General features: G+C 47.8%; 22 protein-coding genes. 5 read left to right on the top strand and 17 right to left on the bottom strand.

Features of this window, described 5'->3' with window-relative positions; genetic code table 11:
- The 8 genes from QL223_RS06800 to cls all read right to left on the bottom strand — a co-directional run.
- A partial coding sequence (locus QL223_RS06800) for an immunoglobulin-like domain-containing protein (RefSeq protein WP_348651392.1) occupies positions 1-3,028 on the bottom strand: 3,028 nt, incomplete at its 3' end.
- 516 nt (positions 3,029-3,544) lie between these two features.
- Positions 3,545-4,465 (bottom strand): manganese-dependent inorganic pyrophosphatase, encoded by a 921-nt coding sequence (locus tag QL223_RS06805; RefSeq protein ID WP_002540219.1) that lies wholly within the window; start codon positions 4,463-4,465, stop codon positions 3,545-3,547.
- A 152-nt stretch (positions 4,466-4,617) separates the two neighbouring features.
- The gene (locus QL223_RS06810) at positions 4,618-5,106 is read right to left on the bottom strand and encodes a hypothetical protein (RefSeq protein WP_002540218.1); all 489 of its coding nucleotides are present in this window, start codon (positions 5,104-5,106) and stop codon (positions 4,618-4,620) included.
- 27 nt (positions 5,107-5,133) lie between these two features.
- Positions 5,134-5,688: a porin family protein gene (locus tag QL223_RS06815; RefSeq protein WP_002540217.1), complete on the bottom strand. Its 555-nt coding sequence runs from the start codon at positions 5,686-5,688 to the stop codon at positions 5,134-5,136.
- A 127-nt stretch (positions 5,689-5,815) separates the two neighbouring features.
- Entirely contained in the window at positions 5,816-6,742 is a 927-nt protein-coding gene (locus QL223_RS06820; protein ID WP_002540215.1) for a LysR family transcriptional regulator, read from the bottom strand.
- A 113-nt stretch (positions 6,743-6,855) separates the two neighbouring features.
- Positions 6,856-7,158 carry a hypothetical protein gene (locus QL223_RS06825; RefSeq protein ID WP_002540214.1) on the bottom strand — a complete coding sequence of 101 codons (303 nt, stop codon included), beginning with the start codon at positions 7,156-7,158 and terminating at the stop codon, positions 6,856-6,858.
- A 220-nt stretch (positions 7,159-7,378) separates the two neighbouring features.
- The gene (locus QL223_RS06830) at positions 7,379-7,807 is read right to left on the bottom strand and encodes a MarR family winged helix-turn-helix transcriptional regulator (protein WP_046308062.1); all 429 of its coding nucleotides are present in this window, start codon (positions 7,805-7,807) and stop codon (positions 7,379-7,381) included.
- Between the two features lie 378 nt (positions 7,808-8,185).
- The gene (cls, locus tag QL223_RS06835) at positions 8,186-9,646 is read right to left on the bottom strand and encodes a cardiolipin synthase (protein WP_281544279.1); all 1,461 of its coding nucleotides are present in this window, start codon (positions 9,644-9,646) and stop codon (positions 8,186-8,188) included.
- Between the two features lie 434 nt (positions 9,647-10,080).
- On the opposite strand from cls, the gene QL223_RS06840 reads away from it, so the two are divergent.
- The 5 genes from QL223_RS06840 to QL223_RS06860 all read left to right on the top strand — a co-directional run bounded on the left by QL223_RS06840 (position 10,081) and on the right by QL223_RS06860 (position 13,691).
- A complete protein-coding gene (locus QL223_RS06840) occupies positions 10,081-11,427 on the top strand; it encodes a sodium-dependent transporter (RefSeq protein ID WP_281544280.1) in 1,347 nt (448 codons plus the stop codon).
- A gap of 128 nt (positions 11,428-11,555) precedes the next feature.
- Positions 11,556-12,227: a TIGR01621 family pseudouridine synthase gene (locus tag QL223_RS06845; RefSeq protein WP_281544281.1), complete on the top strand. Its 672-nt coding sequence runs from the start codon at positions 11,556-11,558 to the stop codon at positions 12,225-12,227.
- Between the two features lie 38 nt (positions 12,228-12,265).
- Positions 12,266-12,475, top strand: a complete 210-nt coding sequence (locus QL223_RS06850) for a hypothetical protein (protein ID WP_039850247.1) — start codon at positions 12,266-12,268, stop codon at positions 12,473-12,475.
- Complete coding sequence (locus QL223_RS06855; RefSeq protein WP_281544282.1) at positions 12,472-13,419, top strand: class I SAM-dependent methyltransferase; 948 nt, start codon at positions 12,472-12,474, stop codon at positions 13,417-13,419. The genes QL223_RS06850 and QL223_RS06855 overlap by 4 nt, the downstream gene beginning before the upstream one ends.
- 17 nt (positions 13,420-13,436) lie before the next feature.
- The gene (locus QL223_RS06860; protein ID WP_281544283.1) at positions 13,437-13,691 is read left to right on the top strand and encodes a hypothetical protein; all 255 of its coding nucleotides are present in this window, start codon (positions 13,437-13,439) and stop codon (positions 13,689-13,691) included.
- Between the two features lie 26 nt (positions 13,692-13,717).
- On the opposite strand, the gene gspS2 is transcribed toward QL223_RS06860, so the two are convergent.
- From gspS2 to QL223_RS06905, 9 genes are all read right to left on the bottom strand, one after another.
- Complete coding sequence (gene gspS2, locus QL223_RS06865; RefSeq protein ID WP_002540203.1) at positions 13,718-14,119, bottom strand: type II secretion system pilot lipoprotein GspS-beta; 402 nt, start codon at positions 14,117-14,119, stop codon at positions 13,718-13,720.
- A 34-nt stretch (positions 14,120-14,153) separates the two neighbouring features.
- Positions 14,154-14,456, bottom strand: a complete 303-nt coding sequence (locus QL223_RS06870) for a YciI family protein (protein ID WP_002540202.1) — start codon at positions 14,454-14,456, stop codon at positions 14,154-14,156.
- Between the two features lie 86 nt (positions 14,457-14,542).
- Positions 14,543-14,941 carry an acyl-CoA thioester hydrolase YciA gene (gene yciA / locus QL223_RS06875; protein WP_046306492.1) on the bottom strand — a complete coding sequence of 133 codons (399 nt, stop codon included), beginning with the start codon at positions 14,939-14,941 and terminating at the stop codon, positions 14,543-14,545.
- Between the two features lie 70 nt (positions 14,942-15,011).
- Positions 15,012-15,557, bottom strand: a complete 546-nt coding sequence (locus tag QL223_RS06880) for a septation protein A (RefSeq protein WP_281544284.1) — start codon at positions 15,555-15,557, stop codon at positions 15,012-15,014.
- 154 nt (positions 15,558-15,711) lie between these two features.
- A complete protein-coding gene (gene trpA / locus QL223_RS06885; protein ID WP_281544285.1) occupies positions 15,712-16,533 on the bottom strand; it encodes a tryptophan synthase subunit alpha in 822 nt (273 codons plus the stop codon).
- A complete protein-coding gene (gene trpB / locus QL223_RS06890) occupies positions 16,533-17,723 on the bottom strand; it encodes a tryptophan synthase subunit beta (protein ID WP_002540198.1) in 1,191 nt (396 codons plus the stop codon). Before trpB ends, trpA begins: the two co-directional genes overlap by 1 nt.
- Positions 17,724-17,731: 8 nt before the next feature.
- The gene (gene trpCF, locus QL223_RS06895; protein ID WP_281544286.1) at positions 17,732-19,099 is read right to left on the bottom strand and encodes a bifunctional indole-3-glycerol-phosphate synthase TrpC/phosphoribosylanthranilate isomerase TrpF; all 1,368 of its coding nucleotides are present in this window, start codon (positions 19,097-19,099) and stop codon (positions 17,732-17,734) included.
- The gene (gene trpD, locus QL223_RS06900) at positions 19,099-20,100 is read right to left on the bottom strand and encodes an anthranilate phosphoribosyltransferase (RefSeq protein WP_281544287.1); all 1,002 of its coding nucleotides are present in this window, start codon (positions 20,098-20,100) and stop codon (positions 19,099-19,101) included. Before trpD ends, trpCF begins: the two co-directional genes overlap by 1 nt.
- 23 nt (positions 20,101-20,123) lie before the next feature.
- The gene (locus QL223_RS06905; protein WP_281544288.1) at positions 20,124-20,723 is read right to left on the bottom strand and encodes an aminodeoxychorismate/anthranilate synthase component II; all 600 of its coding nucleotides are present in this window, start codon (positions 20,721-20,723) and stop codon (positions 20,124-20,126) included.
- Between the last annotated feature and the right edge of the window lies 1 nt (position 20,724).

A 20,724-nucleotide genomic window follows, 5' to 3' on the forward strand; every position in this document is an offset into this window, starting at 1 on the left:
TTGGCGCTTCCGAGAGGGTCAAGGTGTAGCTGGCCGCTTCACCTTCAATGACAGAGGCATCGCCCGTCAGGGTTAAGGTCGGCGCATCCGTGGTGGTGCCATCGTTGATGGTGGTTTCGACGGCAGTTGGGGCCGATGGCTGCGCCTCAAAATCACCGTCGGAGGTAGCATTCACCGAGACGGTAAACACATCGTCATCCGCCGATTCATTCAGGCTGTCGTCCAGGGTATCAACGGTGAAATCGATGGAAGTGGTGTTCGCAGCGATCACCACATCACGGGTCACCGGCGTGACATCACCATCTTCCGTGGTCTTGTGTCCAATGACCACAGTGACCGTGAAGTCCGCGGTTGGCGCTTCCGACAGAGTGAGGGTGTAACTGGCTGCTTCGCCTTCGTTGACAGAGGCATCACCCGTCAATGTCAGGGTCGGCGCGTCCGTGGTGGTGCCGTCATTGATGGTGGTTTCTACCGCAGCTGGGGCGGTGGGCTGCGCCTCAAAATCACCGCCGGAGGTGGCATCCACCGAGACGGTAAACACATCATCATCCGCCGATTCATTCAGGCTGTCATCAAGCGTATCGACGGTAAAGTCGGTGGAAGTGGTGTTCGCAGCGATCACCACATCACGTGTAACAGGCGTGACATCGCCATCTTCCGTGGTCTTATGACCAATGACCACGGTGACCGTAAAGTCCGTAGTTGGCGCTTCACTGAGCGTCAAGGTGTAGCTGGCCGCTTCGCCTTCATTCACTGAGGCATCACCCGTCAATGTCAGGGTTGGTGCATCCGTGGTGGTGCCGTCGTTGATGGTGGTTTCGACGGCTGCCGGTGCGGTGGGCTGCGCCTCAAAGTCACCGCCGGAGGTGGCATTCACCGAGACGGTAAACACATCCTCATCGGCGGATTCATTCAGGCTGTCATCAAGCGTATCGACGGTGAAATCGATGGAAGTGGTGCCTGCCGCAATGACGACATCGCGGGTCACCGGCGTGATATCGCCATCTTCGGTGGTCTTGTGACCCACGACGATACTCACGGTAAAGTCCGCAGTTGGCGCTTCCGAGAGGGTCAAGGTGTAGTTGGCGTTCTCACCCTCATTGACCGAGGCATCGCCAGTTAAGGTGAGCGTCGGTGCATCCGTGGTGGTGCCGTCATTGATGGTGGTTTCGACGGCAGCTGGCGCCGTTGGCTGCGCTTCGAAGTCACCGCCGGAGGTGGCATTCACCGAGACGGTAAACACATCATCATCGGCGGATTCATTCAGGCTGTCGTCCAGGGTATCCACGGTGAAATCGATGGAAGTGGTGTTCGCAGCGATCACGACATCGCGGGTCACTGGCTGAATGTCGCCATCTTCCGTGGTCTTATGGCCGATAACGACAGTGACCGTGAAATCCGCGGTTGGCGCTTCACTGAGCGTCAAGGTGTAGCTGGCCGCTTCGCCTTCATTCACTGAGGCATCACCCGTCAGTGTCAGGGTTGGTGCATCCGTGGTGGTGCCATCATTGATGGTGGTTTCCACGGCTGCTGGCGCGGTGGGCTGCGCCTCAAAGTCACCACCGGAGGTGGCATTCACCGAGACGGTAAACACGTCATCATCCGCCGATTCATTGAGGCTGTCGATAAGAGTGTCTACCGTGAAGTCGACTGAAGTAGTACCGGCAGTGATCACCACATCACGAGTCACCGGGGTGATATCACCCTCTTCTGTCGTCTTGTGGCCAACTACCACAGTGATGGTGAAGTCAGAAGTAGGTGCATCCGAGAGCGTCAAGGTGTAGTTGGCGTTCTCACCCTCATTTACCGAGGCATCGCCAGTTAAGGTGAGCGTCGGTGCATCCGTGGTGGTGCCATCGTTGATGGTGGTTTCCACCGCATTAGGTACAGCAGGTAGTCCTTCAAAGGATCCCCCCGCGGAACTTGTTACTTCAACTTTAAAGGTATCTTCGTCAGCACGTTCATCATAAACATCATTAAGGGCTTCTACAGTAAAGCTTGCTGTTGTGCTGCCTTCAGGAATGACGACTAACTTTTCTGAAACTGTTATATCTCCAGTTTCACTGGAAATGTGGCTAATAGTAACGACTATTTCCATGTCTGAATATGGAGCCTCAGAAAGCTCCAATGTGTAGGTCGCGTCAGAGCCTTCATCCACGACGCTATCGCCACTCAATGAAAGTATTGGAGTGTCTTCACCAGCCTTCAGATCTTCAGTGTCTTCATCCAAAATGGTAGTCGTTAAGGGGGCGGATAAATCGACTAACTGTTGGTTATCGCTGACTTCAGTTTTGATAATAGAAACTTCAAAGCTGTCATCATCGTCACTTTCATCAAGGGAGTCGTCTAATATATCAACGACAAAGATGGCTTGAGTTTGGCCTTTAGGGATCACCAATTCTTGGGAAATAGGTGTTATATCGCCGGATTCTGATGTTTTATGCTGCACACTAATAGTGATCACAATGTCCGACGTTGCAGGCTCTGATAATGTAATGGTATATGTCGCAGTGCCTCCTTCAAATACAGAGTTACTGCCATTTAATGTCGCTTGAAGGAGAGAAGGGACACTTGGCGAAGATGCCCCTGATTCTTGAGTGTTTAATAAAGCGCTTTCTCCAAAAACGTCAAGAAAGGGGGAGCGGTTACCGAAAGTGTAATCGGTATCAAATCCCGCTGAAGTCAATACTGAAAGTGAATTGGCGAGAATGACAGCCTGTGGCGAAAGTGAAGAACCTGGTGAAGCTTCGCCAGCTTGTGGATCCACATCTGCAACTAGTAAAGGGTCTCTACCTTCGCTGATTGCCTTAAGAATTTCCTCGAGATCATCCGTCAGTACCATGTCCGGCGAAACGTCACCGTCCACAAGCAGTACGGTATGCGAAGCTATATCATCCCCAGTTGCAGAGCTATTGTTTTCTTCATTTTGCAGTGGAATAAAAATAACGTCACCCTGATTTATTTTTATTCCACTTTGTGCATATTCAACTCGTCCATTTTTAGAAATAAATACTTTTTTATTAGCCATCTGATCTAGAGTCTCTTCGGACATCCATGAACCCTCAATTATCTACCAGTCTTTTATAAGAATAATCACCTGAATAGAGTAGGGCTTAATTAAGGCTTTGTGACTATGGATATGATGATTTTTTAATTATTATTTAAAAGTGTATTAATATTGAGAATTAATTCATTCTTCAATATTTGATGCAGAGCTCATTCAAATTCAATGGGTTGATTAGACATGTAGTTGCAGTGACATCGGTTGATATCGCAGTATTTAAGGTGTGGAGCTTAGCGGCTGTTCTTTAGATAAATAAACGACAACGTAAGGATGTTGGTTTTGAAGGTGGTGTATTAATAAAGGGTGGTACTTATTATTCATCAAATAATGATGTTGGGAGCTTTATTATTATGCCGATCACAAAACAAAGTCACTTTGACTAGATGATTATATATTGGCTGTTATTTATAGCCAGAAAATCTGTCACTTAAGTGTATTAAAAAGGGGCGGAAATCCGCCCTTTTTAATCGATATGCGCAATTAAGCAAATGCGTCTTGAAGCGGTGGAACGACCTGCTTCTTACGACTCAGAACTCCATCAAGCCAAACGCGGCCGTTTTCGGTTTCTTTACCGTATGCACGCTCAACAACAGAAACGTCATCAGAGATAACCAGAAGCTCAGAACCTTCTTTCATGATGTCAGTCAGTAGCAACATCACAGTATGGCGCTCGCCTTCTGCTTTTAGAGTAGCGATGTCTGCTTCCAGTTCTGATTTAATGTCGTCGAATACTGATAGATCGACTACTTCCAATTGGCCGATGCCTACCAGATTACCGTTCATGTTGAAGTCTTTGTAATCACGCATCACCAGATCACGGATAGGTGTGCCAGCGACTGCTGATTTCACATTGAACATTTCCAGGCCAAGGGCTTCGTAGTCTTCAATACCAGCAATCTTCGCTAGGTCTTCAACACAACGAATGTCTGCGGTGGTGCAGGTTGGAGATTTGAAGATAACGGTGTCGCTCAGAATCGCGCACATCATGATGCCTGCGATCTCTTTTGGAATTTCTACACCGTGGAAGTCATACATCATTTTGATGACGGTGTTAGAACAGCCAACAGGACGGATCCAACATTCCAGTGGGGTAGAAGTAGTTAGGTCGCCCAGTTTGTGGTGGTCAACGATACCGACGATCGTTGCTTCTGCGATGTCGTCAGGTGCTTGAGTCAGTTCAGAGTGGTCAACGATGTAAACTTCTTCGCCTGCATAGCTCAGTTTCAGCTCAGGAGCTTCGAAACCAAAGCGTTCCAGGATGAAAGCAGTCTCTGGAGAAGGTTCTCCAAGACGCGCTGCTACTGCTGGCTCACCGATTTGGTTTTTCAGGTATGCAAGTGCAATTGCACCACAGATAGAATCAGAATCAGGGATCTTATGACCCACAACATACATTGGCATATTTGGCTCTCGTCATGCTCACATTTGAATTTTGGCGCATTTTACCAGAGTGGCCTTAAATGTACATTCATCCATAGTATGAGGATGTAACAAACGCCCAACATGCGTTGAGCGTTAAAGTTACGGCGAAAAATGCTGAAAAACGGCAGCCATCAAAGTGGGAGGATCACACCGACGTTGAGTTGAGGCGCTAAGCCGCTAGGTAGAAAGGTGTCCTGATGTCGGAAGTATCCCATTTCAAGACCATATCTGACTTTGATAGGTAGATTGTAATCAAATACCAATGCTGCGCCGACACTTGGTCCATAGGCCTTCAGATCTTCTCTATCACGGCCAAAGTAGTTTCTTGTGCCTTTGTACTCAGCAATACCAGCTTCGAGCTGAACCGAATACGCTTGGTGTTTACTTTCTAAATATTGAACACCTAAACGGTAGTGTTTAACTGACTCTTTGTCAGAGAACCAGTAGGAATCGGCAATTCCGAAACTGCCATACACGGCTTCAAACCCCATGACATCGTTAACGCCAAGTTGAGCACCCAAGCCCCACTGCATTCCGATTTTCAGGTCAGGAGAAAAATGGATATCTGCGGTTGCCATTGAGCTGAATGCTAGTGCTACAGAGCATACTAATTTTTTCATCGTTACTTCTTCCTGTTAGCGAATGGCTCAGAACTTATAGCCGATGGAAAGCGAAAAGTGGTCAGTGAAGGCATCGTCTGTCAGGCGGTCAATGCGCAGGTCGGTATAGATGGTGTCATTGAAAGTTGCTCTTACACCCGCACCGACGTAAATCGCGCTGTCTGAGTAAGAGCTGGAAGCACTTCCCGCATCACCAGCATGAAATTCGTACTTGTCTTTGTAGCTTGCAAGGCCAATGACGCCGTAAGGTTTTACATGGAATTGATTGAGATCGAAGGTATAGCCGATATCCGCATCTAACTTGTATGTGTTGGTTTTCAAGTTCGTACCGTATCGTTTCCCATCAGCAATGAGCTCGACACTGTCGCTTGTGTTGCTATATGACACGTTGACACCAACTATTCGGTTAATGTCATAGCCATATTCGAGTTTGAAACCATTACCCCAATCAACGCGCTCACCATAAATATTTTCAATATCAGCACTGATAAAGCCAACGCCTGCTCGGTGGCCTGAGAAATCGGCTGCCAAAGCGCTTAAAGGAAGGAGGAAGATGGAACCTGCTAACACTGCTTTTTTCATGATTGCTCTCTTTATAAGGGAGCATCCTTGCTAATTACGTGAGCCAGTCCTTAAGTGGCGAGACCAGAATAGGGGATTAATGTGATAACCCCCAATTAGCAGCAGTTATGTCGGTGATTAGGTCTGGTTATTGGATAGCGAGTTCCAGTTCTTCTTTTACAAGGCTGTTGAGCCATAGAGTTAGAGGGTCGTTACCGTTTCTTTGGTGGAAGAAACTATTGAGGGAGTAGGTTAGTTCGAAATCTTGGGTATCAATATCTATACGACGCAGAGAAGGGTATGAACTGAAGGGAAAGAGATTGCTGGTAGCGAAAAACATGTCTGATTTATGTAAAACATCGACTATCGCCATTGGGTAGGCAGAGCGAAAGCCAACTTTGTAAGGAAGAGATAATTCTTTCATCTTCTTGGCTGCAACGGGAAGGTCTTCACTCCAACCAGGGATGAAAAGAGAGGCAAGCTCGTACTTAGAAAATTCGTTCGGTGTCGCGGATTTTGATTGAATTGGGTGGTCTTTTCTTACCGCGCAACAACCCGTGAGGTCGACTAACTTCTGCTCCCGAATATGTTTAGGCTTAACATCAAGGCCATATGAAATACCCATTAGAAGTTGGCCACTTTCAATGTCTGTAATAGTAGAAGAAGTCCAATTAACAACTTCAACCTCGAGGAAGGGGGCTTTTTCCCTGAGCTCAAGAATAAAAGTGCCGGACAGACGTATCATGACTTGAGGGGCAAATGCGATCCTGATTTTTTTCTTCAGGGTGAGAGGTTCAAACGCTTCCAGTTCATTCAAAGAAGATTGGAGATCGTTTAAAGCCGGAATAATTTTTGCGGCTAATTCTTCCGCTTTGGATGTTGGTTGTAGCCCCTCTGGGACTTTTATAAATAGCTCATCATTGAAAAAATGACGGAGCTTTTTAAGGTTTTGGCTGACGGCAGGTTGTGTTACATACAAACGCTCGGCGGCTTTCCTCGTGTTTTTCTCTTGGAACAAGACAAGGAAAACTCTGAGAAGATTAAGGTCGATAGTATTAAAAATATCTTTAGACATGAAGCGTTAAGCCAGCTCGAAACCAGTAGCCATTATGCAGGATCAATGGTGACTTTAAAAAGAAAAAACGCTGCCGGAGCAGCGTCAATGGGCACTATGGTGCTATGAAATTGTTATAGATCTCTCATCAGTATTTCAAGCTCTTCCGTGGCTTCTTCGATGAGATGCTCCAGTTCCTTGGCGTCATCATTTGCAAGTGGCAATTGCCAATGGACTGGTTTGCCATTTGACGTGTGTTTGCCTACCAACTTCGTCACTCTGCCGCTGCGTTCGAACCTTAAGTGTTCAAACTCTGCAGCGTGGCATTGACGTTTCTCAACGATCTCAATTTCTAACAGGCCGGTAGGATTAACCTGTACGTGAGCGTGTAATTGCTTTGTGTCTTTGAGCAAATAGTTTCTGTGTCGAGCCAACATAAACCACCCCTTAGCTGCGTCCCCATTCCGCACTTCAAGTGTAGTCAACTAGATGTATATGGATCGCAAAAAAATGCGTAAAAATGCACAAACATTGATCAAGATACTGATGCGTATATGGATCTTTTTTCACGTATTAAATACGGTAATTTTTAAGGAGTTGCGGGCTTTAGGTGGGCTAAAAAAGAAAAACCCGAGCAGGGCTCGGGCTTTACGGGCATCACATTGCGCGTACAATTTTTTCCAGTGCTTTTTGCAATGAAGACATCTCTTCATTGGAAAGCAATGAAGACAAAATCAACTTATTGTTGGATTCTGCTTGAGACATCATGTCGGCCATCATTTGTCCTTTTTCAGACAAGGTCAAGATTTTGGATCGGCGGTCATGAATGTCATCACGACGGTCAATATAACCCTCCATCACCAAGCCTTGCACGACACGACTGACTTTCGACTTTTCACTGGCTAAATATGGCAACCCCATCAGATCGCCTTGGCGCAGTTCACCTTTGTCTGCCACTGCGGCGATAGTAATTGCCTGTTCAGAACTTAATGTGACGCCTTGCTGTTCCAACCAATCGTGATGACGCTTGGCTGATTTGAGAGCAACGAGTCGGCATAAAAAACTCAGTTCCGATTGAATATACACGATTATCACTAGTTTATTGGTGTTATAAGTGGCACGCATAGTACAACTGGAAATGAAATAAAGTCTAATCCGCTAGGCAGTTGTGTTATAAGAATGTATCGCAATGAGTTTATTGTTTTTGTAAATATAACATGATGAAAATTAAGAACTTATAATAGGCGTGTGAAATGACTTGTAGCAAGTGTGATACCTGTCACTTATTGCTTTGAGTTTATTTTAAGCAGGGAGATTATTTAATAACCAAAAAAGACCTGAAAGAAAGTTCTAGGTCACATTCTATTATTTTGTAAAACTTTATGAATATATATAAAGCTCAACTTTTTGAATACTTTTAACGCAAGTATTAGTAACAATTTTCTGGATAGAGTGGGGTATAAGTTAAAGTAAAGGGCTAAACATATAAAAGAACTGCTCAATCGGACGATTAAACACAGAACGTCTAGACCACTCGGTTCGGTCAACCAGAGAAGAGTTCGCCATGTAGCCATTTTGCAGCGCAACTAAATCGTCGCAAAATTCAGGGTCATCTACGCAGAGCGTCAATTCAAAATTGAGCCAAAGGCTGCGCATATCCAAGTTCACCGTCCCGATAAGACAGAAATTGTCATCGACCATCACTGACTTAGTATGCAAAAGTCCGCCATTGAAACGATAGATATTAATGCCCGCGCGTAACAGCTCGTTAAAGAAAGAGCGGCTGGCCCATTCCACCATCAGGCTGTCGTTTTTGGCCGGAATAATAATATTTACTGTGACCCCGCGCTGGGCAGTCGTTTGCAGTGCACTAAGCAGGCTCTCACTGGGTACTAAATAAGGTGTGGTGATTGTCAGACTCTTTTTCGCCTGATGAATCGCCAGCATTAATACCTGTTGAATAATGCCATCCGGCATACCTGGTCCGGAAGGTGCAACCTGAACCGAGTGGTTTGCATGGCGATGTTCTTCAATCAAGCTGCACTGAGGCAAATCGGGCAGATAGCGAAGGCCAGTTTCCACCTCCCAGTCCCAGGCAAATATACTGTTGAGAATAGGCACGGATGGACCTTCGGCTTTGACCATAATGTCGACCCATTGGCCTACACCTGCATTCTGTTTAAAGAAACGAGGGTCGACCAAGTTCATCGAGCCTGTATAGCCAATCTTATTGTCGACAATAACGATTTTGCGATGCTGACGGATATCCAGTCTGCGAAGGAACATACGCGCTGGACTGACGGCAAGGGCTTCAATGAGTTCCACCCCGGCTTTACGCATCGCATCAGGCCAATGGCTTCTGAAAAAGGTTTTGCTTCCAGCGGAATCAAGCAGAATTCGCACCGTAACGCCGCGTTTCGCTGCATCACACACCGCTTTGGCGACATCGTCTGCATGTCCGCCAGGATGCCAGATATAGAAGACCATATTGACTGAGTGTTCGGCCTCCCTAACGTCTTGAGCTATGTTCCGGAGAATGTCTGCGGTTTCATTGAACAACGTGAGTTGATTACCCGCCAACGCAGGGATACCTGCCCGTCGCAGGCATAAATCGTGAACAGGGCGAGCGAGGAAACTTTGGTGCTGTGGTCGGTGAGCTTCACATTCATTGATGGTTTCAAGCCATTTACCATAAGGCGCAAACATAGATCTGGCGCGTTCGGCCCTTTTCCTACCAAGGTTGAGCTCGCCAAAAAGCAGGTAAAGAATGACACCAACAATAGGAATGATATAGATGATCATCAACCAGGCGATGGAAACACCGAGCGCGCGACGTTTGAGCACCACGCGAATAGTCACACCAGCGATAAGCAACCAATAAAAGAAGACGCTTGCCCACACCAAAAACTGATAAATCTTATCCATTTCAATCCACTTAGACCCAAAACATCCCCAATATAGGCTGTTAAGAAACAGTATGCACTGTATTTAGCTATGCATATTCCCAATCGCGAGGCAGACGGGAAGTATTTTCCAACTCAACAGACAGTTGTTAATAAATCTTTGTCACTAAGTGTTTATAAAGTAATTAGAAGGAGGGCGGAAATGGGGAATTATGTTGGCTGATCGAAAAATATAGCGCGATCGCTTCAAATTTTATTCTCTAACTGGTTTACTTGCCATGCCTGTGCATCAAACAGGAGTTTTGAGTTCTGTAATTATAAGTTTACAGCCTGGCGATCGCTTCCCAAGGAAAGTCGAACATTACCAGGACAAGAACCACCCAGTTAACTCTCGCTGAATGAGGCTGTCAGGGACGAATTGGGTATAACAACATTAAAAATTTTTAGAGAGTGATTATGGCAAGCGGTAATAGAGCCCAATTTTCTTCCCGTTTAGGGTTTATTCTTGCCGCCGCAGGTTCTGCGGTGGGCCTTGGCAACATTTGGGGTTTCCCTACGCAAGCGGCTAGCAATGGTGGTGCCGTCTTTTTACTGACCTACCTCGCAATGGTATTTATTCTGGCTTACCCACTGTTAGTGGCTGAACTGACCATCGGTCGTTACGGTGCATCTAACCCTATTCGTTCCCTGATTTCTGTTGCACCAAAACAAAAAGTGCTTGGCTCTGCGGTAGGTATCGCCGGTATGTTGGGCGTGAGTGGCATTCTCAGCTTCTATGCCATCGTGGCGGGTTGGTTCTTTGGTTTTCTCGTGGGCCCGTTGCTGAGCGCGGTGGGAATGGATGCAGCAGCGGCTTGGCTGGAAGGCTTCAGTATTGAACGCAATCTGGTATTGATGTTGCTGTTCATGGTGTTGACGATTCTCGTGGTTCGCAATGGTGTCGCAGACGGTATTGAAAAATGGTCAAGCCGTTTGATGCCGGTGTTGTTTGTGCTGTTCATCTTGATGGTGATTTATACCCTTTTCCAACCGGGTGCTGTTGATGGCCTGAAGATGTATCTGGTTCCGGATACTTCGCACTTCTCTCCTGATCTGATGGTCAGTGCGATGGGGCAGGCATTCTTCTCTCTGTCTATCGGTGTGTGCACCATGATGGTTTACGGCTCATACCTTCGCAAAGATGCGGATCTGCCTAAAACAGCGGCTCAGGTTGCTTTGCTAGATACGGGTGTTGCCTTTGTTGCGGGCCTTCTGATCCTCCCTGCAATGTTTGCGGCTCAACACAACGGTGTGCAGATTTACAACGAAGCCGGTGGCCTCTTAGATGGTGATACATTGGTATTCAGTGTGTTGCCAGCAATGTTTGACACCATGGGCAGCGCAGGTCTGATTGTTGGCGTTGCGTTCTTTGCACTGATGGTTATCGCAGCACTGACCTCATCGATTTCTATGCTTGAAGTGCCAGTATCTTGTGCTTCTGAAGAACTGAACAAAGACCGTAAGACAGTCGTATGGTGGATTGGTGGTGCAATTGCGCTGTTCTCAACCGTTATCATCTTTAACTTTGGTTCACTGTTTGGTCTGGTGATCAGCATTACCACAGAGTACATGCAGCCAATTCTGGGGCTTATCATGGCGCTGATTGCGGGTTGGATTTGGAAGCGTAACCAGGTACTGGAAGAGTTGCGTCAAGGTAACCCAGAAATTTCGGAGAGTCTGTTCTGGAAAGTGTGGCCAACCTACGTTCGTGTAGTTTGTCCAATCCTGATGGCGTTGGTTTTCCTATGGCCCTTGATTAAGTAATCCTCATCAAGCGCAAACTCAACCTCGTATCCCCGGTAAATACCGGGGATTTTCTTTTCTGATTAGAGAAATTTGGGGCGATTGGGTTTACACTCTGCGCTTATTTTTCCGCAGCGACAGGTTTACCCATGTTCAGTCTGGTTTTTCAGAATGATGACTTTCTGGTCATCGATAAATATCCCGACATTAGCGTTCACAAAGACGATAATGATCAGCCTCTTTTGAGTGAAGTGGCGAGGCAAACGGGGGACGAAAAGCTCTACCTGATCCATCGACTGGACAAAATGACCTCTGGCTTGCTTCTATTAGGACGTCATCAACAAGCGGCGTCTGAGCTTTCTGCAATGTTTGCTGATAAAACGGTGCAGAAGTTTTATCTGGCTGTGTCTGCAAAGAAGCCGAGTAAAAAGCAGGGAACCATTATTGGTGATATGACCAAAAGTCGCCGCTCAATGTGGAAGCTTCTATCCACCAAAACCAATCCTGCTATTACCCAGTTCTTTTCCACGTCTGGTGGTGAAGGTAAACGCTTATTTCTCTGCAAGCCTTACACAGGAAAAACTCACCAGATCCGGGTGGCGCTAAAAAGTGTTGGGTCGTCAATTATGGGTGATGAAACCTACAGCGGGGCGGGGGCAGACAGGGGATACCTTCATGCATTTGCCCTTAGGTTCAATCACGGTGGCGAGGCATTTTCATTCCAACAAAAGCCAAGCATTGGCAGTGAATGGCCTGAACTGCCAGAAGAATGGCAAACACCGGAAGCGTTAAACTGGCCGAAGTTGCCGCACCAGAAATAGTAATTAAGTACTCCAAGGATGGAAGTATGGAGTCGAAAATGGCACTTAAACAAAAGAAAACACGCACGCTTAGAAAGTCAGGCTCTTCGAGTCGTTATTGGAGCTTGGCGAACTTTCGTCGCCAACTGAGAAAGAAAAAAGCGCGCGGGTGTAACCGCCGCAACTGTGAATTTTATAACTTGCAGTTGAGCAGTCAGATTGTCGAACAGAATGTCTTTACCGAAAACGCAAAGGAAACGATTGAATGATGAATGCCGCTTCGCTGCCTACATTTTTTGACGTGCTTAGCGCTCGCCTTGCTGAATGTAACCAAGAAGTACGCCGTGTTTTCCATGGACGTGGGCGTTGCTACGAAGGTTTAGAGCAGCTAACCGCAGATTGGCTGGGTAAAGGCGTGCTTCAGATTGCGATATTCAAAGAATCAGATAGTGAATTCTATGCAGCGTTGCAAGAAGGCATAAGCGCTTTGGTAGCAAGTGATGTGTGGACGAAATGCCAAGGTACGACGGTCATTCTTCAGCATCGCGACCGTGAAGGCTCAGAAACCGAAACCTTGGTGGGCGAAATGCCAAACCAGATTGAAGTGGTTGAGAATGGCCTTAACTACAAGTTGGACTTGGGTAAGCGCCAGAATAACGGTCTGTTTCTGGATATGCGCCTTGGCCGTCAATGGGTGCAAGAAAATGCAGCTGGCAAACGCGTATTGAACTTGTTTGCGTACACCTGTGGTTTCTCTGTGGCGGCTATTGAAGGTGGCGCAGAAAAAGTGGTGAACCTGGATATGGCGAAATCTTCGCTCTCTAGAGGCCGAGAAAACCATCACCTGAATCAGCACGATTTGAGCAAGGTAAGTTTCCTTGGTCACGAGCTTTTCAAATCATGGGGCAAGGTGAAAAAGTTTGGTCCTTACGATCTGGTGATAATCGACCCGCCTTCATTCCAGAAAGGCAGCTTCGTACTGACCAAAGATTACGCCAAGATCCTGAGACGTTTACCAGAATTGGTCGCTGACGGTGGTGATGTGCTGGCTTGTGTTAACGCGCCAGACGTGAAACCTGAATTCCTGACAGAGCAAATGAAAGAGCAAGCTCCAGCGTTCAGCTACATCTCTCGACTCGATAATCCACCGGAATTTGAAGATATTGATACTGACAGTGCGCTGAAAGTGATGCATTTTAAACATAGGGCTTAATTTAGGTTCGAAGCTTTATGGATGCCTTCCAACGTATAGAAACACTAGACTCAGGTCATTATGACGTTCGGTACAAAGATGAGCGTTGGGGACTTTCAGTGAAGCGCTACAGCAACGGACATGCGGCAAAAGTTTACGCAGAGTCTCTGGCGGGATCTGATTTTATCAGCGGGAATTTGTATCTTGTTGATGATATCTGGTCGTTGAAACCCTGCGAAATGCCGAGAGAGAAAGTGATGTCATTTATTCTCGGTTTCGAGCTACAAAAATAATAAAGCCCGCGTTTGCGGGCTTTGTTTTATAAGTGTTTTTCGCAATCTTCACTGCGAATGATTCGTTCTAAAACCGGGCGCCCGCGTGCATCGCGGAAAAGCAGTTTGTAGTGCACGCCTTTTTCCATCAGCGAATAGATTTCGTTATCCGTACAATAGGTTTTCTCCAAACCTTCAGCCAGTGCAGCGGGGGCGACATCTCCACTACCTGAATACAGCAACGTCAGTTCAATTTCAGTGCTGTTAGATTTCGCGCGCACCAAGTTGTATCCGTTCATTTGAATCGGTACTAGTTTGCTCAGCATGTCTGCACGCTGTGAAGCGAAGGATTCCGCTATCTCGAGATCTGAAGTGCTTGAACAGGCCGAGAGCACCAGTGCTGCGGCACTCATCAGCGCGATACGTCCTGTTTTAAGAGTCTTTCGCATTGAACATTCCTGTGCGTTTAATCTGCCGCTGAAATTACGCGGGCAAAACTTTTTTAAATGGCTTCACGATAACGTCTTTGTAGACGCCCGCCTCGATATAAGGGTCTGCATCTGCCCATGCTTTGGCATCTTCCAAGCTATCAAACTTAGCAATCACGGTTGAGCCAGTGAAACCCGCTTCGCCTGGATCTTCACTGTCGACAGCTGGATTTGGGCCTGCCACCAGAAGACGGTCTTGAGCTTCCAAATCGCGTAAACGGGCGAGGTGTTGTTCCCTCACTTGCATTCTTAACGGCAAACTGTTTTCAACATCTTGTGAAAAAATGACGTACCACATCCGTGCTTTCTCCGAGTTTTTCTCGCCTAGTGTCTTCGGCCTATTGTATGCAAGGCTACACGATTGCGCAGGCAAGTTTTTCTGATTTATGACTTATTTATCGGTCTTGGGCGCCCATCACCATCAATAGCAACATAATTGAACGTTGCTTCACAGACTTTGCGGCGGGTTCCAATGCCGTCTGTTGCCACGGGTTTCACCCATACTTCCAGGCTTACACTCATCGACGTTCGGCCAATACGGGTACATTCACCATAACAACAAACGACATCGCCCACTGAGACAGGAGTTTTGAACACAATTTCCTGAACAGAGACGGTAACCACGCGACCGTGGGAGATCTCCTTCGCCAAAATGGCACCAGCTAAATCAAGCTGGGACATAATCCAACCGCCAAAAATATCACCATTAGCATTGGTGTCAGCGGGCATAGCAAGCGTTCGCAGTAAGAGTTGACCGCGAGGGCAATTATTCGTTTCCGACATGATACGACTTCCGGGAAATGAAATTGAAAAAGGGTGAGCCTAATCACCCTTAGAGTGATTTATATGCGAGTTATTGTTCTTCTGAATCGGTTTCTTTTGGCATGTGCTTGTAGATGTAAACTCCGCTCACCATGGTAAATACCAACGTCAATGCTAACAAACCAAACACTTTGAAATTCACCCAAACATCCAGTGGCATCTGATAGGCGACATAAACGTTGAGCACCGCCAACGCTGCAAAAAAACCAACCCAAGCTGAGTTGATGTTTCGCCACACATTGTCTGGCAGGGTAATCTCTTTGCCAAGCATACCTTTGATAAGTGGTTTCCCCAGAACCTGAGAAACCATCAACCCAATGGCAAACAGGGCGTAAACGATCGTTACTTTCCATTTGATGAAATTGTCATCTTGGAAAAACAGCGTCATGCCGCCGAAAACAGCCACCAATACCGCCGTTACAATCTGCATTTTCTCGACTTTTTTGTAGAGCACCCAGGTAACGGCGACTTGAATGATTGTGGCGACAATCAGCGCTCCCGTTGCCGTGTAAATGTCGTACATCTTGTAAAGCGCGAAGAAAATAATGAGCGGGATAAAGTCGAGAAGCTGTTTCATTCAGATGGTGATCCTTGTGGCAGAGCTTTAGGCTTGCTCAATAAGACACAAAGTTTACCGAAAACTTCCGGCAGTTAAAACGCAAAGGAGCCAGAGAAAAGAAAAGGCCATCGGATGATGGCCTTTAATATCGGAGATTTGGGACGGCTTCGTCTTACTTGGTTGTTGCGGCTTTCATGTTTGCAACGAACTCGCCAAGCTCTTTCAGCATGTTTGCTTCATCAGCAACATTGCGCTCGATGATTTTCACCACCGCTGAACCTGAAATCGCCCCCGCAGCGCCTGCAGTAATGGCTTCTTTAACTTGTGCTGGCTCTGAAATACCAAAGCCCAGTAAAGGACGAGGTGCATCGAATACCGACAGTTGAGCGAACAGGTGCTCAATTGGTTTACCTGCTTTGGTTTCTGCACCAGTAACACCAGCACGGGAAAGCAGGTAGGTGTAGCCACCGCCTAGTTCAGAGATGGTTTTCAGGGTTTCTTCGTTCGCATTTGGTGGCGCGATAAAGATAGCGTGAACACCATGTTTGGCAGCGGACTCACGGAACTCGGCAGATTCACCTGCTGGCACATCAGCAATCAGCACTGAATCTACGCCAGCGTCTGCGCATTTCGCGTAGAAGTTGTCGATGCCATTAGCGAAAACCAGGTTCGCATACATCAGAAGGCCAACAGGAATATCAGGATGACGCTCACGCACTTCCTTCAGAATGCCGAAGCAATTGTCTGGCGTAGTGCCAGATTCCAACGCACGAATAGTAGCGCCTTGAATGGTTGGGCCGTCGGCAAGTGGATCTGAGAACGGAATGCCCAGTTCCAGCGCGTCAGCACCATTTTCAATCAGGGTTTCAATGATACGCAGTGATTGCTCTGGATTTGGATCGCCAATGGTGACAAAAGGAACGAATGCGCCTTCACCTTTAGCATCCAGCTGTTCGAACATCGCTTCATAGCGGTGAGACAAGGTAGCAGCCATTACATCACTCCTTTTTCTTTCAAAATGTCGTGGACAGTAAAGATGTCCTTGTCACCGCGGCCTGACAGGTTCACTACAAGCAGCTGCTCTTTTTCTGGGTTTTCTTTTGCCATCTTCAGCGCATACGCCAAAGCATGAGCAGATTCCAATGCAGGAATAATGCCTTCGTGACGAGCCAGTTCCTGAAAAGCATCCAGCGCTTCGTCATCGGTAATTGCCACGTATTCGGCACGGCCAATAGAATTCAGATGCGCATGCTGAGGGCCAACCGATGGGAAGTCGAGACCGGCAGACACAGAGTAAGACTCTTCTACCTGACCATTTGGATCCTGCATCAGTGGCGCTTTCATGCCAAAGAAGATGCCGAGTTTACCGTGTTTGAGCGGCGCACCATGTTGGTCTGTGTCCAGACCCAGACCTGCAGGCTCAACGCCAATCAGACCCACATCGGTTTCTTCGATGAAGTCGGCGAACATACCAATAGCGTTAGAACCACCGCCCACACAGGCGATCACGTTATCAGGTAAGCGGCCCTCGATTTCCAGAATTTGCTGCTTGGTCTCTTCACCAATCATCTTCTGGAATTCACGAACAATCGTCGGGAATGGGTGAGGGCCCGCCGCAGTACCCAGCAAATAGTGGGCTTCTTCGTAACTTGCAGACCAATCACGCAGTGCTTCGTTACAGGCATCTTTCAGCGTGGAAGAACCAGAATGAACAGGGATGACCTCTGCGCCCATCAGCTTCATACGGAATACGTTCGGGCTTTGGCGTTCAACGTCTTTCGCGCCCATGTATACGCGGCATTTCAGATCCAGCAGGGCACAAGCCAGTGCTGTAGCAACACCATGTTGACCAGCGCCAGTTTCGGCAATGATTTCTTTTTTGCCCATACGCTTAGCCAGTAGCGCCTGACCCAATACCTGATTGGTTTTGTGTGCTCCGCCATGGAGCAGGTCTTCACGCTTCAGGTAAAGCTTGGTTTTGGTCCCTTTGGTCAGGTTGCGACAAAGGGTGAGGGCAGTAGGACGACCCGCATACTCTTTCAGAAGAGAAATGAACTCTTCCTGAAAAGCTGGATCGTTCTGTGCGTCAATAAACGCTTGCTCCAGTTGGTCTAACGCTGGAACCAGAATTTGAGGAACATACTGTCCGCCAAACTCTCCAAAATAGGCGTTCAACTTAGTCATAACAGTCCTTAGTAATCTCTCAGCGCCGTAAATGCAGCGTCCAATTTGTCTTTATCTTTGATACCCGGTTCGCTTTCCACGCCCGAGTTAAAATCGAGTCCCGCACAGCCGATTTGCGCGGCTTCTTTTGCGTTCTCTGATGACAGGCCACCGGCCAGCATCAGGCTTTCTTTTTGTTCATCCGGTACCAATGACCAGTCGAACTGTGTTCCTGTTCCGCCGCTTTGATTGCCGACACGGCTGTCCAGAAGATTACGGTCAGCGTGAGGCTCAATGTGAGGAACCGTGTCGCTTACGCCATGCGCTTTCCAAATCTGAGTATCTTTCGGCAATTCGGCACGAAGTTGTTTCACATATTCGCTGTCTTCAGCGCCGTGAAGTTGAACCGCTGCCAGATCCAGCGCTTTTGCGGTGTCAGCGACATGGCTCAGGTCGTGGTTCTGGAACACGCCAACGTATTGCAGCGGCGCGCCTTCCATCACTTTTCTCGCTGCTTCTAAATCGACATAACGAGGCGACTTCTCAACGAAGATCAGGCCACCGTAGTTGGCATAAGAATCGTAAGCCGCTTTGGCGTCTTCCGAGCGGGTCAGGCCACATACCTTATTGTCACCATAAAGCACACGGCGAACCGCTTGCTCGACATCCGCTTCTGCCATCAGCGAGCTGCCAATCAGGAAGCCATTCGCAAACGGTGCTAATTCGCGGATTTGCTGGTGGGTATAAATACCCGACTCTGAAATTACAATGCGGTCATCAGGCAGACGAGGTGCCAGTTCTTTGGTACGGTTCAAGTCGATGCTAAGGTCACGCAGATTGCGGTTATTGATGCCAACAACTTTGGCATTGAGAGCAATCGCACGCTCCAGTTCTTCTTCGTTACTGACTTCCGTCAACACACCGAGGTTCAGCTCATGCGCGACCGCTGCGAGTGTGCGGTATTCTTCATCGTTAAGTACAGACAGCATCAACAGGATGGCGTCGGCTTGATGGTGGCGCGCAAGGTACACCTGGTAGGTGTCGACCATGAAATCTTTGCAAAGCACAGGACAAGGGACTTGCGAACGAACAATTGGCAGAAAATCGAAATTGCCCTGGAAGTACTTTTCATCCGTCAACACTGAAATCGCAGCGGCATGTTTGCCGTAAACACCCGCGATGTAGTTCAGATCAAAGTCATCACGAATTAGCCCTTTGGACGGTGACGCCTTTTTGCACTCGAGAATGAACTTTGCCGGGTTGCCAGAGAGCGCGTCGTAGAAGCTACGATCGCTGGGTACGACGTCGTTAATAAAACTCTCTAGTGGTTGCGACTCTTTACGCGCCGCTACCCACTGTTTTTTGTCTTCAACAATTTTTGCCAGTACCGTTTCCATTAGTTGCTCCGAGATGCCAGTTGCTGAACCAGTTCGAATGGCTTACCACTATTCATTACATCCAGCGCTTTTTGCGTGTTAGCTTTGAGATCTTCTTGTCCAAACAGGCGCAGCAGTAATGCCACGTTAACAGCGACAGCAGATTGCTGCGCGTCGGTGCCATTGCCTTGTAGAATTTGCGAAATGATTTCGCGGTTTTCTTCTGGGGTACCGCCTTTGATGGATTCAAGCGGGTAGGTTTGAACGCCAAAGTCTTCCGGTGTCAGTGTGTATTCAGTAATCACGCCGTCTTTGATTTCCGCGACCGTTGTTTCACCGTGAATCGCTACCTCATCCAAACCACTGCCGTGAACAACGGCTGCGCGTTTCATGTTGAGGTTCAGCATGGTTTCGGCGATTGGGCGAACCAGTGCCTTGTCGTACACACCCATCAATTCCAGCGTTGGCTTCGCAGGGTTAATCAGTGGGCCCAGCAAATTGAAGATGGTGCGGGTTTTCATCGTTTGGCGAACCGGCATCGCATGGCGAACACCGCTGTGATACTGAGGTGCAAACAGGAAGCACACGCCCAAGTCATCCAGTGCGCGGCGTGCGGTGTCTGGGCTCATTGCCAGGTCGATACCAAATGCCGCTAGCAGATCAGAAGAACCCGACTTGCTTGATACACCGCGGTTACCGTGCTTGGCGACTTTCACGCCACATGCTGCGGCAACGAATGCTGCGGTGGTTGAAATGTTGATGGTGTTTGCGCCATCACCGCCGGTGCCAACGATGTCAGCAAAGTCGTAATCCGGCGTTGGGAATGGGTTGGCGTTTTCAGTGAGTGCAGACGCTGCACCTGCAATTTCTTCTGGCGTTTCGCCTTTGATTTTCAATGCGGTCAGCGCTGCTGACAACAGAATGGGGTCAAGCTCGCCTTTGATAATGGTATCAAACAGCTGATGGCTCTCTTCCTGTGACAAAGATGTCTGGTCGTAAAGTTTGTTAATAATCGCTTCCATAATGCTCTCCTTGTCCTTGTCGATCAGCGCGCTTGTGTAGCCCAGTTAATGGTATTGGTTAAAAGGTCTGCGCCTTTTGTTGTAAGAATGGATTCCGGGTGGAATTGGAAACCCACGACTTTGTCTGCGTCGTTAACGACAGCCATCACCAATCCATCCACATCCGCAATCACATCAAGTGAATCTGGTACCTTGGTCGCGACCAAAGAGTGGTATCGGGCAATCGTCAACGGACTTTCGATGTTTCCAAATACATCGTGGCCGTTGTGTGTCATGAGTGACGCTTTGCCGTGAACAATTTCACCTGCGCCGGCAACAGTACCGCCGTAGGCTTCTGTAATCGCTTGTTGGCCCAAACAAATACCAATCATGGGCACTTTGCCTTTCAGCTTTAGAATCAGCTCTGGCATACAGCCTGCTTCTGAAGGTGCGCCAGGGCCGGGCGACAGCACAACCACTGGGTTGTTGAGTTCAGACAGCGCCTGTTCGATTTGGTCTGCACTCAGGCTGTTTCGGTAAATCGTGACCGGATAACCGAGTGAGCGGAACTGATCGACCAGGTTGTAAGTGAATGAGTCGAAGTTATCGACGAGCACAATATGTGCATTGACCTGATTGCTCATG

It is taken from the genome of Grimontia sp. SpTr1 (genome assembly GCF_947387585.1).
GTDB classification, from domain to species: domain Bacteria; phylum Pseudomonadota; class Gammaproteobacteria; order Enterobacterales; family Vibrionaceae; genus Enterovibrio; species Enterovibrio indicus.

What these genes read in the sequence shown, in the direction of transcription:
- QL223_RS06805 (WP_002540219.1), bottom strand. Translation starts at nt 4,465, where the DNA reads ATGCCAATGTATGTTGTGGGTCATAAGATCCCTGATTCTGATTCTATC.
- QL223_RS06810 (WP_002540218.1), bottom strand. Translation starts at nt 5,106, where the DNA reads ATGAAAAAATTAGTATGCTCTGTAGCACTAGCATTCAGCTCAATGGCA.
- QL223_RS06815 (WP_002540217.1), bottom strand. Translation starts at nt 5,688, where the DNA reads ATGAAAAAAGCAGTGTTAGCAGGTTCCATCTTCCTCCTTCCTTTAAGC.
- QL223_RS06820 (WP_002540215.1), bottom strand. Translation starts at nt 6,742, where the DNA reads ATGTCTAAAGATATTTTTAATACTATCGACCTTAATCTTCTCAGAGTT.
- QL223_RS06825 (WP_002540214.1), bottom strand. Translation starts at nt 7,158, where the DNA reads ATGTTGGCTCGACACAGAAACTATTTGCTCAAAGACACAAAGCAATTA.
- cls (WP_281544279.1), bottom strand. Translation starts at nt 9,646, where the DNA reads ATGGATAAGATTTATCAGTTTTTGGTGTGGGCAAGCGTCTTCTTTTAT.
- QL223_RS06840 (WP_281544280.1), top strand. Translation starts at nt 10,081, where the DNA reads ATGGCAAGCGGTAATAGAGCCCAATTTTCTTCCCGTTTAGGGTTTATT.
- QL223_RS06845 (WP_281544281.1), top strand. Translation starts at nt 11,556, where the DNA reads ATGTTCAGTCTGGTTTTTCAGAATGATGACTTTCTGGTCATCGATAAA.
- QL223_RS06850 (WP_039850247.1), top strand. Translation starts at nt 12,266, where the DNA reads ATGGCACTTAAACAAAAGAAAACACGCACGCTTAGAAAGTCAGGCTCT.
- QL223_RS06855 (WP_281544282.1), top strand. Translation starts at nt 12,472, where the DNA reads ATGATGAATGCCGCTTCGCTGCCTACATTTTTTGACGTGCTTAGCGCT.
- QL223_RS06860 (WP_281544283.1), top strand. Translation starts at nt 13,437, where the DNA reads ATGGATGCCTTCCAACGTATAGAAACACTAGACTCAGGTCATTATGAC.
- gspS2 (WP_002540203.1), bottom strand. Translation starts at nt 14,119, where the DNA reads ATGCGAAAGACTCTTAAAACAGGACGTATCGCGCTGATGAGTGCCGCA.
- QL223_RS06870 (WP_002540202.1), bottom strand. Translation starts at nt 14,456, where the DNA reads ATGTGGTACGTCATTTTTTCACAAGATGTTGAAAACAGTTTGCCGTTA.
- yciA (WP_046306492.1), bottom strand. Translation starts at nt 14,941, where the DNA reads ATGTCGGAAACGAATAATTGCCCTCGCGGTCAACTCTTACTGCGAACG.
- QL223_RS06880 (WP_281544284.1), bottom strand. Translation starts at nt 15,557, where the DNA reads ATGAAACAGCTTCTCGACTTTATCCCGCTCATTATTTTCTTCGCGCTT.
- trpA (WP_281544285.1), bottom strand. Translation starts at nt 16,533, where the DNA reads ATGGCTGCTACCTTGTCTCACCGCTATGAAGCGATGTTCGAACAGCTG.
- trpB (WP_002540198.1), bottom strand. Translation starts at nt 17,723, where the DNA reads ATGACTAAGTTGAACGCCTATTTTGGAGAGTTTGGCGGACAGTATGTT.
- trpCF (WP_281544286.1), bottom strand. Translation starts at nt 19,099, where the DNA reads ATGGAAACGGTACTGGCAAAAATTGTTGAAGACAAAAAACAGTGGGTA.
- trpD (WP_281544287.1), bottom strand. Translation starts at nt 20,100, where the DNA reads ATGGAAGCGATTATTAACAAACTTTACGACCAGACATCTTTGTCACAG.
- QL223_RS06905 (WP_281544288.1), bottom strand. Translation starts at nt 20,723, where the DNA reads ATGAGCAATCAGGTCAATGCACATATTGTGCTCGTCGATAACTTCGAC.